Here is a 12,190-nt window from a genome sequence, read left to right on the forward strand (position 1 = left end):
CTTCAGGCGGAGTTTGCGATGTTTACCCTTGGATTATGTCAATCACGCCGGCGCGAGATGACGTAGGATTCGTCGAGAAACCAGAGCCCGTTGTACTTTCGCAGCACATCCCTGGCGGCATCCAGAGTGCGGCCGTTTTGAGTCATATCTGTCAACCGGTCGTCCTCAATCTGAGCGACATACACCGCCGCATTCCACGCTGCAAAGGCCGTCGAGGTTCCGATGGTACCCGTCACCTCGTTGGGCAGCGCTTCCATATCATACCTGAAGATCGAACGGTTATCCGCGTAAGCATTAAAATTTAAGTCGCGGCCCAACGACCCAAGCTCATACTTGACGGCGCGCAATAGCTCATGACGGCTCACCGAGAAAGGATTTTCTCCGGGCCAGATCGCCTGGATCATTTCCATGCCGGGATCGTGACCGTGGGAGTGAATACCGATCAGCCGGCCGCCCGGGCGCAACGCCCGCGCCAGTGGTGCAATGATCCGCTTGGCGCGGAAATTGACCGAGGACAGCGCCCGGTATGGCTGGGATGCAATGACGAGGTCGAAATTGGCCTCGGTCTGGCCCGGCCGCGGAATGGTCGAATCCAGCAGGAACCTGTGGTCTTCGCGGTAGAGCACGAGGACCACCGGCCGCTCATACAGCGGCATGGCCGTGCGTGGGCTGATCGCGGCGCGCCAGTTCTGCTCCAGGAACGGCCGCAGTTCGGCGATCTGCTGCTCGAATTCGCCTGATGACGCCCCCCGCAGCGGGACCTCGTGCCAGACGGTGGCCGCGGCGGCCGCGGGCGACGCCGGCGTCAGCCAGGGCGCCTCCGAATAGAACATGTTGGTGAAGACGAAAACCGACGCCGGATGCTCGAAAATGCGGTCCGGCACCTTCTCCAGCGTCAACCGCAAATCCTCGAGGCTGAGCTCCTTGCCGGCCACATAGAACGGCATGTGCGGGTAGCGCTGGTGCGTGGCGCGCAGCACCCGCGCCAGCACCGTGCCATCGCCGACGCCGGCATCGAAGATGCGCAGCGCGGGCGGCCGAGGATGGATGCTGGCGAGCTCCAGCGCGACGCGCTCCGCAACCACCCGCTTCTCGCTGCAGGTGTGGACGAACAGCAGATATTTCTGCCGGTTCTCGAAGAAGCGGAAATTGCCGCGCGGATCGCGCTTCTCCGGGGGCACCTGGAGCCCCCGCGGCGGCGGCAGGCCACCCGTCGTGGACGCGGCGATATAGGCCTGGATCCGCTCCAGCGTGTCGATGGTGATACGCTTGCCCTCGCGCAGCCGGTGCACGAGCTTCCCATCGTTCACGGCACGCCGGCCAAACGTCGATTCCGCCATGTCCGCCTTGCGGCAGAACTCGGTGATTTGGCTCAGGATTTCGTCGTTTTTCATGGAGTGGGACAGCGGTGGGCAGATTAGTTGGGACCTGTCTCCTAGCAGTTTCTGCCCACTCAGGGAATACTCTTTGGAATTGCTCCACGTCCAATCGCCCCTCCGGATACACCCCATCGTGCATTTGGCCGCGCCTACACTTATCGGTATAGGTGGCGAACGGGGAAGTTCGGGGCTGGATATGTTCAGGGTGATTTGGCTCGCCGCTTGTCTTGTGGCGGCAGTATCGGGCGGCGCGCGCGCAGGTTACCTGGACGAGAACCCCGACGAATTATTCGCATCGGTCTATGAAAGGATCGGCGCCCTGCCCGTGGCGGCGGCGCGCGACCCATTTGTCTGGCTGCGTCTGGAAGAGCTGAAGCGCGAGCCGTGCGACCAGAAGAGCATCGGCGATCTCGCGCTGATGCTGGACAAGCTCGGCTACCGGCGGCAGGCCGCCGACGGGCTCTACAAGTTCGTCATGAATTGCGGCGCGCCGATCACGGCACTGCATCGCTCGATCGACATCTATCTCAAGCTCACGGATTATCCCCGAGCGGTCGAGGTCGCCGACGAGTTCATCCGGCGCGCACCGACCAATCACGACGCGCATTACTTGCGGGGCGTCGCGCTTGAAGGCGTGCAAGACTACCGCCGCGCGCTGGCCGATTATTCCGATGCCATCGAGCTCTATGGCACGGACAAGAAATCGATCTCAAGTCGCGTCTTCCTGCGCATGGCGGGCGCCTATGCCGCGCTCAAACAGTTTTGCGAGGCAACAGCGCCGATCAGTCTATGGGTTGCGCTCGATCCGGCCGCTCGCGATACCAGCCAGACGCGGAAAATCATCGCGGACTACGAGAGCCAGGGCAACTGCGTCGCTTCGACCGGATCACGGAAGGAGAGCTTCCCTCTGCGTGGGGGAAAGGACGTCGTCACGGTGAAGGCTGCGATCAACGGCGTCTCCGGACTGTTCGTCCTCGATACCGGCGCGAGCTACGTGTCCGTAAAGGCCGCGTTCGCCAGCCGCGCCAAAATCCCCGACGCAGGCGCCAGTGAGATCACGCTCATGACGGCCAACGGCCAGAGCAAGGCAAAGCTCTCCAGGGCCGACAAGGTTGCGCTCGGCAAGCTGGAGGCAACCAACGTGCCCGTGGCGATCCAGAACTTGGATGGCAAGAGTTATGGCGTCGGCGTCGACGGCCTGCTCGGCATGAGCTTCCTGTCGCGGTTCGAAGTTCAAATGGCCAGCGGCTCCATCGAGATCCGCACCCGCCAACCGAAGAAGTAAGCCCGCATCCGAAAGTACAGGATCTGAACCGACGATCCCTCGGGAGCGACAAAAGGGGCACGCCCCCTTTCTCTTACGTCGCCGGCATCCGAGGCCCCATGCGCCGCCTTTTCTTGGCATTCTGCCTACTCACCGCCGCGCTATGGTCCGGGCCGGCATCTGCCCAATCGCGCAGCCAGTTGGGGCCGCTTTGCACCACCGAGACCACGCCCGCGGACCAGATGGTCGACGCCTGCGGCAAGATCATCGCGCTGAAGGTCTTCAAGGGCGAGCAGCTCGCGACCATCTATTTCTGGCGCGCGGTGGGCTGGAACAAGAAGGGCGACTACGCCCGGGTCATTGCCGATACCACCGAAGCGATCCGGCTCCAGCCGAGCCAGGCGGTCTACAACATGCGGGGCTCGGCCTATTACGACAAGGGCGACTACGACATCGCGATTGCGGATTTCGACGACGCGCTGAAGCTCGGGCCGCCGAGCGGCATCATCTTCCACAATCGCGGCAATGCCTGGCGCGGCAAGGGCGACTACGCCAAGGCGATCGCCGATTACGACATGTCGATCAAGGCCGATCCAAGATCGGCATTCTCGTTCCAGAACCGCGGCATCGCCAAGGAAGCGCTCGGCGACCTCGATGGCGCGCTCGCCGACATCAACCAGGCGATCCGGCTCGATCCGACCCTGCCGCAGCCGCTGATCAACCGCACCGCGATCTGGCGCGCGAAGAACGATCTCGATCGCGCCATTGCCGACGGATCCGAGGCAATCCGGCTCACGAAGGAGAAGCCGCCGGTCAATATCATGACGCCGCCGAACAGCGTGCTGATCTCCGCCTACACCCACCGCGCGCTGGCCTATGAGGCCAAGGGCGACTACGCGCGTGCGAAAGACGACTACAACGCCACGCTCGCGATCGTGGCCTCGGACGCCGGCAGCAAGGCCAATCAGGCCACCGCAAAAGTGCGGCTGTCGCTGGTGACGGATGCCACCGCGCCGATCCCGCGCGATGCGCCCGCCCCGTCAGGACAACAGCCGAGCATGCCCACGCAGCAGCAGGGTAACGCCGCGCCCTCACCTGCCCCCGCAACGCCCGGCAAGCGCATGGCGCTCGTCATCGGCAACGGTGCCTATGCCCATGTGAAGGCACTGCCCAATCCGCCCAACGACGCGCGCGCCGTCGCCAAAAGCTTGCGCGACATCGGCTTCATCGTATCGGAGGGCGTCGATCTCGATCGCGCCGCGATGCAGAGGATGACGCGCGAGTTTTTGCGTGATGCGGCGCGGGCGAGGGTCGCAGTCATCTACTATGCCGGTCACGGCGTGCAGGTCGACGGCCGCAACTACCTCATTCCCGTCGATGTCGAACTCAAGCCGGGCACTGGCATGACCGAGCCGATGATCGACATGGACACGATCATGGCCGGCCTCGACGACCAGGTTCGTACCAACATCCTGATCTTCGATGCCTGCCGCAACAATCCGATGGCGCAGCAGGTCGCAAGCACCGGCAGCAATCGTGGCATCGAGGGCGCGCCAGGCCTCGCCGCGCCGTCAAGCCTCGGGTCCGGCGCGACGTTAGGGGCCGGCACGCTGATCGCATTCGCCACCGCACCGGGCCAGGTGGCGCTCGATGGCGAAGGCGCCAATTCGCCCTTCTCCGCGGCACTGTCCCGCCATCTCGGCACGCCGGGGCTGGAGGTGCAGCAGATGCTGACGCGGGTACGGGCCGAGGTGGTCTCGGGCACGAAGAACAAGCAGGTCCCGTGGTCGAACTCGTCGCTGCTGGGCGAGGTCTATCTGGCGGAGAAGTGAGGCACTCTCTTGCCCCGGACGCGGTGCAGCGCTTCTTCAGCGATGCGCCGCAGAGCCGGGGCCCATCTCTCCGCGCTACGGCCCGCTGCCTGGGTCCCGGCTCTGCTCAGCAACGCAAGAGCGTTGCAGCGCGTCCGGGACAAGGGCAAGACTGGCCGCGGGTCAGTTGCCCCACACTTCCTTCGCGATCTCCACAGCGAGGCTCAACTTCGCCCACTGCTCTTCCTCGGAGAGGATGTTGCCCTCTTCGGTCGAAGCGAACCCGCACTGCGGCGAGAGCGCGAGCTGCTCCAGCGGGGCGAACTTGGAGGCTTCTTCCAGACGACGCTTGATGTCGTCCTTCTTCTCGAGCTCGCCGAACTTCGAGGTGATGACGCCGACCACGACGACCTTGTTGCCCTTGGGCAGGAAGCGCAGCGGTTCGAAGCCGCCGGCGCGATCGCTATCGTATTCCAGGAAGTAGCCGTCGTAATTGGTGCCGGCCAGCATGGTCTCGGCCACCGGCTCGTAGCCGCCCGAGGAGATCCAGGTCGAGCGGAAATTGCCGCGGCAGACATGCGTGGTTACCACCATGTCGGCGGGCTTCTCGGCCAGCGCGTAATTGATGATGCGCGCGTAGATCTGCTGGAGGCCTTCCGGATTGTCGCCGCGCTCGCGCGCCTTCTGCAATTCGTCGGGCGAGCAGAGATAGGCCCACACAGTGTCGTCGAACTGCAGATAGCGGCAGCCGGCGTCGTAAAACGCCTTCACGGCCTTGCGGTAGGTCTTGCCGAGATCCTCGTAGAAGGCGTCGAGATCGGGATAGACGTCCTTGGAGATCGCCTTGCGGCCGCCGCGGAAGTGCAGCACGGCTGGCGAGGGGATCGTCATCTTGGCGGTGACGTGGGCCTGGTCGGCGGACTTCTTCAGGAAGCGGAAGTGATCCAGCATCGGATGGTTGTCGGGGAAATCGAGCTTGCCGATCACGCGGACCGCGTCATGCCGCGTCTCGACGCCTGCGAACTGGATGCCCGTGTCCGGGTGAAACATTTCGCAGCCCGTGAGCTTGGCCAGGAAGTCGAAATGCCACCAGGAGCGGCGGAATTCGCCGTCGGTTGCCAGCTTGAGGCCGACCGAGGCCTGCTTGTGCACGACCTTCTCGATCTCCATGTCCTCGATCTTGCGCAGATCGTCGGCCGAAATCTCGCCCTTCTCGAGCTTCGCGCGAGCTTCCTTGATCTTGGCGGGACGCAGGAGGCTGCCGACTTCGTCGGCGCGGAAGGGGGCTTTGGTTCGCTGCATTTCGTGTTTCTCCCGAAATTCTAATGGGCCGCCGCCCCTGCGACGCCGAGGTGGCGCTCCAGGACCGACGGGTCGGCTTTCAGCGCTGCGCTCGGGGCGTCGTGGACGATCGTTCCGCGCTCCAATATCACAACACGGTCGGCGAGCCCCAGAATCTTTTGCGCGTTCTGCTCGACGATGATGGAGCAGATGCCGCCGGCCCGGGTGATGGTGCCGATCGCCTTCAGAAGCTCCTCGACGATGATGGGGGCGAGGCCCTCGGTCGGCTCGTCCAGCAGCAGCACTTTTGGATTGAGGGTCAGCGCGCGGCCGATCGCCAGCATCTGCTGTTCGCCGCCGGAGAGCTGGTTGCCAAAGTTGCTCCGCCGCTCCTTCAGCCGCGGGAACATCTCGTAGACCTTCTCGACGGTCCAGGGACCGGGCTGCGCCACCGCGGTCATGTTCTCCTCCACCGTGAGCGAGCGGAAGATGTTGCGCTCCTGTGGCACCCAGCCAATGCCGGCGCGCGCCCGCTGGTCCGGCCGCATGGTCGTGACGTCGGTGCCGCCGAGGGTGACGTTACCGGAGAAACGGCGGGTGACGCCGACGATGGAATTGATCAGCGTGGTCTTGCCGGTGCCGTTGCGCCCGAGCAGTGCCAGCACCTGCCCTTCCGCGAGGCGCAGAGACATATTGGGCAGCACCACGGCCTCGCCATAGCCGGCGCGAAGTGAATCGATTGCGAGCAGGTCAGACATTGACCGCCTCCTCGCCGAGATAGACCGCCTTCACCTGCGGATCGCGTGCGACCTGATCGGGCGGGCCTTCGGTCAGCAGCGCGCCGGAGACCAGCACCGAGATTCGGTCTGCGAAGGAGAACACGAGATCCATGTCATGCTCGATCAGCAGCACGGTCACGTCGCGTGGCAGGCTACCTACGACGGCGAGAATGTCGTGGCGCTCGCTTTCCGGAACGCCGGCGGCGGGTTCGTCCAGCAGCAGCACCCGCGGCTTGGCGGCGATCGCGACCGCGATCTCGAGCAGGCGTTGCTTGCCATAAGGCAGCGTCACCGTCTCTTCGTTCATGACATCGAGCAGATGGAAGCGCGTCAGGAGATCGGCGATCTCGTCATTGACGTCGTTGCGGGTGCCCATCCGCCGCCACCAGTCGCCGCCATGGCCGAGGCGCTCGGAGACGGCAAGGCCGATGGTCTCGAGCGGGGTGAGATCAGGATAGAGCTGATTGATCTGGAAGGTGCGCGACAGGCCCCGCAGCACGCGCTTGTGCACCGGCAGATCGGTGATGTCCTGGCCTTCGAGCAGGATACGGCCCGAATTCGGCTTGAGCACGCCGGTGAGCTGGTTGATCACCGTGGTCTTGCCGGCGCCGTTCGGACCGATCAGCGCATGGCGGGCGCCCTGCTCGATCTTGAGCGACAGGTCGCGGGTGACGCGCAGGCCGCCGAAGGTCTTTTCGAGATTCCGGGTTTCGAGCGCGATGGTCATGCGTCGCTCTCCGGCACGGCGACAACGGCCTTGCGTCCGGCGATCTGCCTGATGATCAGGTTCGGCACATAAAGCACCCAGCGGTGCAGGCGCTGGCGGCCGACCAGCACGATCACGACCAGCACGAGGCCGATCCAGAACTGCCAATATTGCGGGGTGATGGTGGAGAACACTTCCTGGAGCATGCGGAAGATCACCGCGCCGATCAGCCCGCCATAGAGATAGCCCGTGCCGCCGATGACCAGCACCAGCATCAGATCGGCGGAGCGGTCGAAGGCGAACACATCGAGCGAGGCGATCGCCGTGGTCTGGGTGAACAGCGCACCTGCGATGCCGGCGTAGAACGCCGCAAGCGTATAGATCGCGATCAGGCGGCGGTTGACGGGGATGCCGATGGCAGCGGCGCGGAGCGGATTGTTCTTGATCGCACGCAGCGACAGGCCGAATGGCGAATGCACGATGCGGCGGGCGAGAAGGAACAGCACGAACAGAACGGCCAGCGAATAGAAAAAGCCGGCCTTGCCGAACATGTCGAACGGTATCTCACCAAGGATCGGCTGCATCTCGATGCCTTGCAAGCCGTCGGTGCCGCCGGTGATGTTGGAGAAGCGCTCGGCGAGCGCCTCCAGCAGCAGTGCGATGCCGAGCGTTACCATCAGCCGGGTCAGGTCGACGCCGCGGATCACCAGGAAGCTGGTGGCAAAGCCGAGCACCATTGCGGCGAGGCCCGCGGCGATCAGCGCGAGCACGGGCTCATTGATGATGCCGTGCAGCGCCAGCAGTCCCGCGGCATAGGCACCGACGCCGAAAAAGGCGGCGTGGCCGAGCGAGACGATGCCGGCATAGCCGAGGATGAGATCGAGCGACATCGCAAACAGCGCCAGCCGCAGGATGTCGGTCATGATCAGATAGCGCGTCGGAAACAGGAATCCGCAAGCGAGCACGACGAGCCAGAACGCGGCCTCGCCATAGTGCCAGCGCGCCTGCCGCTGGGCGTGATAACCGACGTCGGAAGAAGCGTTCATCGGCGAACTCAACGCGCGGCCGTGCGGCCGAACAGGCCGTTCGGGCGCCAGATCAGGATCACGATCATCATGGTGTAGATCACGAAGGGGCCCATCTTCGGCACGTAATATTTGCCGGCAACGTCGCCGATGCCGAGCAGCAGCGAGGCCAGGAACGGCCCGGTGATCGAGGACGAGCCGCCGACGGTGACCACGATCAGGAAGTAGATCATGAACTTCAGCGGGAAATACGGATCGAGGCCGAGAATCTCGGCGCTCAGCGCACCACCGAGGCCTGCAAGCCCGCATCCAAAAGCAAAAGTGAAAGCGAACACCTGAGGCACGTTGATGCCGAGGCCGCTCGCGGCGCGGGGATCATCGACGGCGGCGCGAAGGCGGCTGCCGAAGCGGGTCTTGGCCAGCACCATCTGCAGAGCAATGGTGAGCAGGCCGCAGATCACGATGATCATCAGCCGGTAGCGGCCGATGCCGACGCCGAACACGTCGAACTGGCCCTGCAGCGCGGCCGGCAGGTTGATGAAGACGCGCGACGAGCCCTGGATGTAGTCGACGGCTGCGACCGACATGAACGTCAGTCCGATGGTGAATAGCACCTGGTCGAGATGACTGCGGGCGTAAAGATGGCGATAGAGCAGACGCTCGAGCACGATGCCGATTGCCGCTGCGGAGACGAAGGCGAGCGGCAGCGCAGCGAAAAACGGCCACCCCACCCTGTTGACCAGCACCACGCAGACATAACCGCCGGCCATGGCGAAGGCGCCATGAGCGAGGTTGACGAAGTTCATCAGGCCGAGCGTAACCGCGAGCCCGCAGGCCAGCACGAACAGCAGCATGCCGTAGGCAACGCCATCGAACAGGTTGGTGAGGATTGAGGTCATCGAGGGTGGATCGATCCTAATAGACACTCGTCATTTCGGGGCAGCGCGAATGCGCTGAACCCGGAAATCCATTTCAACAACTTCGAGATCCCCCGATGCGCAACTGCGCATCTGAGGTTCGTGCTAAGCGCGCTCCTGGATGACGCGCTTTCGCGCGTCACTTCTTCGTCTTGCCGAGATCCTTGACGGCCTCGAAAGTCGCGAACTCGACGTTGTAGAGCTCGCCGTCGACCTTCTCGACCTTGCGGATGTAGACGTTCTGGACGATGTCGCGCGTCTCCGGATCGATCGAGATCGGGCCGCGCGGGCTCTCCCACTTCTGACCCTTCATGGCTTCGACCAGCTTGGTGCCGTCGGTGTCGCCATTGGTCTTCTTCAGCGCCTCGTAGATCAGGTGGATGCCGTCATAGCCGCTCACCGCCATGAAGCCGGGACGCGTGCCGAACGCCTTCTTGTACGCGGCGACGAAATCCTTGTTCATCTGCGAGGGATGCGCCGCCGAATAGATGTGCGCGGTCACGGTTCCGAGCACGGCGTCGCCCATGTTGTTGAGCAGGTCATCGTCGGTGACGTCGCCCGGTCCGATCACCTTGATGCCGGCCTTGTCGAGACCGCGCTCGGCATATTGTTTCATGAAGTTGCCGCCCTGTCCCGCCGGCACGAACACGAAGATCGCATCGGGCTTGGCATCCTTCATGCGCTGCAGGAACGGCGCGAAGTCGGGGTTGGCGAGCGGCGTCTTGACCTCCTCGACCACCTCGCCGCCACCAGCGGTGAAGTGCTCCTTGAAGAAGTTGAGCGCGTCATTGCCCGGCGCGTAGTCCGAGGTCAGCGTCGCTACCTTCTTGATGCCGTTCTTCACCGCCCAGTCGCCGATGATGGTCGAGGACTGCGCCAGCGTGAAGCTGGTGCGCACGATATAGGGCGAGCGCTCGGTGATGATCGAAGTGCCGGCCGCCATCACGACTTCCGGAATCTTGGCCTGGGTCGCCAGCGGCGCGGCCGCGAGCGCCGCCGGCGTCACCCCGAAGCCGCCGATGAAATTGACCTTGTCGTTGACGATCAGCTCCTGCGCGGCGGTCTTGGTCTTGTCCGGGATCGCCGCATCGTCCTTGACGATGATCTCGATCTTCTTGCCGGCAACGGTGTCGCCCTTCTGCTGCATGTAGAGCTTGATCGCGTTCTCGATCTGCTTGCCGGTCGAGGCCTGCCCGCCGGTCATCGGCAGGATCAGGCCGACCTTGACGGTATCTTCCGCCTTGGCCGGCGCGACGGCCGCAAGGCCCGCGATGGCAGCCGCGGCAGCGGTCCGTGAGAAAATCTTGCGTTCGAACATCAGATGTCCCTCCCCTTCATTCCTGACCTCTTGTGCGCCGGACCGAGTGCCCGGTCCTTGCCTCACGTTAACCCACGCACGAGCGATTTCGGGCGTCACAAGGCGTCTTTCGCGCCCTCATTGTCAATCGGACGTTTGGCGACCATTCGGCGCAAGCCGCGCGCCCCGATGACCAAGCGTGGAGTGCGATGTCGCGGTTACGCCGGGGTAACCCGAGCACCTCGATCCTGGTCGCGTCCATTTGTACGATTGTACAAATAAAATGGACCTGTCAACGAAAAAGCCCGGTCGCCGACCAAGCCAGATTGTCGCGAGCCGATGGCAGCAGTCTAGAAATGCGACCTGGCGGGTGGATGGAGGATTTCGTCTTTCATTTGCAGAATTTGAACATTGGCAACGGAGCACTCACCTGTTAGGTACTTTGATACCCACCTCGAATAAGCCAATTTTACCTTGTTGAAGGCTATCGTTCCTCACCGCTGGTTATCCGGCGTCTGCCCCCGTTCCGATCCCGGCGCCCGCACGATGTCCATGCGTTCCCTTTCCCTCCTGCTTCTCGTAGGGCTTGCCGCGAGCCTGTCCGGCTGCGGCACCGTCAACGAGAAGCTCTCGGCCGGTATGGGCGACTACGTCCCGCAATGGGCCGGCGGCCTGCCGGCGGACGCCCCGCCGCGCCCAGGCACGCCGCAATACGAGGCCTGGATGAAAGAGCGGGAGCAGAAGCGGCTCCAGCCTGTAGCAACGCGCGACGAGTCCAAAACTGGCCAGAGCAGGCTTGACCCCGCGCATTAGCGTTGCTTGTAAACGCCGGTTGAGGGCGGGGGAGCAGCATGCTGGACGACAGCACAGGCAAGCGGACGGAATGTCTCGTGATCGGCGGCAGCGGACTGGTCGGCGGCTACCTCGTCGACCATCTGGCCCGGCGGCATGGGCGCGTGTTTGCAGTCTCCCGCTCGCCCCGCAGCACGACCGCAAGCGTGGAATGGATTCAGGCCGACCTGACGCGGCCGGACTCCCTGAAATTTCCGGATATCACGACGCTGTACTGTACCAGCGACGCAATTCTGCTCGCCAGGGCGTTGCCCCTGATCCTCTCGTCCCCCCTCAATCGTATCGTGGCGCTGAGCTCGACCAGCGTACTCACAAAGCAGGATACTGAAGTTGCGGAAGAGCGCGAGACCATCCGAAACCTGACCGATGCCGAACAGACGATCGCCAAGCTCTGCGAACAGCACAAGGTCAGCTGGACGATCTTGCGACCGACCCTGATTTACGCAGAAGGGCGGGACACCAACATCACGCCGCTGTCACGGCTCATTCGCCGCGTCGGCTTCATGCCCGTCGTCGGTGGCGCGCGAGGCCTGCGGCAGCCGGTACATGCCGAGGATCTCGCGATCGGCGCCATCGCAGCATCCGAAAGTCCGGCAGCGTCCAACAAATTCTATTCGCTGCCCGGAGCGGAAACGCTGCCCTACCGCGAAATGATTGGCCGGGTGTTTGACGGCATGGGGCGGCCTCGGCGGCTGGTTCCCGTCTCCCCGTGGCTGTGGCGCGTCATCTTTGCGATGGCGAAGCCGCTGTTTCCCACGGCGAACGTTGCAATGGGCTTGCGCATGATGAAGGACATGACGTTCGACGCCACGCCCGCGGTCGAGGATTTCGGCTGGAATCCACGGCTCTTCCGTCCGGTCTTCGATTAAGCCGTATCGA

Annotated in this window: 11 protein-coding genes; 4 read left to right on the forward strand and 7 right to left on the reverse strand. The window is 63.7% G+C overall.

Features of this window, described 5'->3' with window-relative positions; genetic code table 11:
- Positions 1 to 38 precede the first annotated feature (38 nt).
- Positions 39 to 1,394, reverse strand: a complete 1,356-nt coding sequence (locus ACLFLU_RS29065) for a hypothetical protein (RefSeq protein WP_426408175.1) — start codon at positions 1,392 to 1,394, stop codon at positions 39 to 41.
- Between ACLFLU_RS29065 and ACLFLU_RS29070 the strand changes: the two genes are divergently transcribed.
- Both ACLFLU_RS29070 and ACLFLU_RS29075 read left to right on the forward strand, forming a co-directional pair.
- Positions 1,339 to 2,664, forward strand: a complete 1,326-nt coding sequence (locus ACLFLU_RS29070; RefSeq protein ID WP_426408176.1) for an aspartyl protease family protein — start codon at positions 1,339 to 1,341, stop codon at positions 2,662 to 2,664. The genes ACLFLU_RS29065 and ACLFLU_RS29070 overlap by 56 nt on opposite strands.
- A gap of 98 nt (positions 2,665 to 2,762) precedes the next feature.
- Positions 2,763 to 4,475, forward strand: coding sequence for a caspase family protein (locus tag ACLFLU_RS29075; RefSeq protein ID WP_426408177.1), 1,713 nt, complete (start codon positions 2,763 to 2,765; stop codon positions 4,473 to 4,475).
- A 162-nt stretch (positions 4,476 to 4,637) separates the two neighbouring features.
- Here the strand turns inward: ACLFLU_RS29075 and ACLFLU_RS29080 are convergent, their stop codons facing one another.
- From ACLFLU_RS29080 to ACLFLU_RS29105, 6 genes are all read right to left on the reverse strand, one after another.
- Positions 4,638 to 5,756: a cobalamin-independent methionine synthase II family protein gene (locus ACLFLU_RS29080; protein ID WP_426408178.1), complete on the reverse strand. Its 1,119-nt coding sequence runs from the start codon at positions 5,754 to 5,756 to the stop codon at positions 4,638 to 4,640.
- Between the two features lie 20 nt (positions 5,757 to 5,776).
- Positions 5,777 to 6,493: an ABC transporter ATP-binding protein gene (locus tag ACLFLU_RS29085; RefSeq protein WP_148775284.1), complete on the reverse strand. Its 717-nt coding sequence runs from the start codon at positions 6,491 to 6,493 to the stop codon at positions 5,777 to 5,779.
- Entirely contained in the window at positions 6,486 to 7,241 is a 756-nt protein-coding gene (locus ACLFLU_RS29090) for an ABC transporter ATP-binding protein (protein WP_426408179.1), read from the reverse strand. The genes ACLFLU_RS29085 and ACLFLU_RS29090 overlap by 8 nt, the downstream gene beginning before the upstream one ends.
- The gene (locus ACLFLU_RS29095) at positions 7,238 to 8,266 is read right to left on the reverse strand and encodes a branched-chain amino acid ABC transporter permease (RefSeq protein WP_426408180.1); all 1,029 of its coding nucleotides are present in this window, start codon (positions 8,264 to 8,266) and stop codon (positions 7,238 to 7,240) included. The genes ACLFLU_RS29090 and ACLFLU_RS29095 overlap by 4 nt, the downstream gene beginning before the upstream one ends.
- 8 nt (positions 8,267 to 8,274) lie before the next feature.
- Entirely contained in the window at positions 8,275 to 9,144 is an 870-nt protein-coding gene (locus ACLFLU_RS29100; RefSeq protein ID WP_426408181.1) for a branched-chain amino acid ABC transporter permease, read from the reverse strand.
- 157 nt (positions 9,145 to 9,301) lie between these two features.
- Positions 9,302 to 10,480, reverse strand: a complete 1,179-nt coding sequence (locus tag ACLFLU_RS29105; RefSeq protein ID WP_426408182.1) for an ABC transporter substrate-binding protein — start codon at positions 10,478 to 10,480, stop codon at positions 9,302 to 9,304.
- A 525-nt stretch (positions 10,481 to 11,005) separates the two neighbouring features.
- On the opposite strand from ACLFLU_RS29105, the gene ACLFLU_RS29110 reads away from it, so the two are divergent.
- Both ACLFLU_RS29110 and ACLFLU_RS29115 read left to right on the forward strand, forming a co-directional pair.
- Positions 11,006 to 11,272, forward strand: coding sequence for a hypothetical protein (locus ACLFLU_RS29110; RefSeq protein ID WP_426408183.1), 267 nt, complete (start codon positions 11,006 to 11,008; stop codon positions 11,270 to 11,272).
- Between the two features lie 38 nt (positions 11,273 to 11,310).
- On the forward strand, positions 11,311 to 12,180 hold the full coding sequence (locus ACLFLU_RS29115; RefSeq protein ID WP_426408184.1) for an NAD-dependent epimerase/dehydratase family protein: 870 nt from the start codon (positions 11,311 to 11,313) through the stop codon (positions 12,178 to 12,180).
- The last annotated feature ends 10 nt before the right edge of the window (positions 12,181 to 12,190 follow it).

Origin of the sequence: Bradyrhizobium ganzhouense (assembly GCF_049949285.1) — a bacterium.
GTDB lineage: Bacteria > Pseudomonadota > Alphaproteobacteria > Rhizobiales > Xanthobacteraceae > Bradyrhizobium > Bradyrhizobium ganzhouense.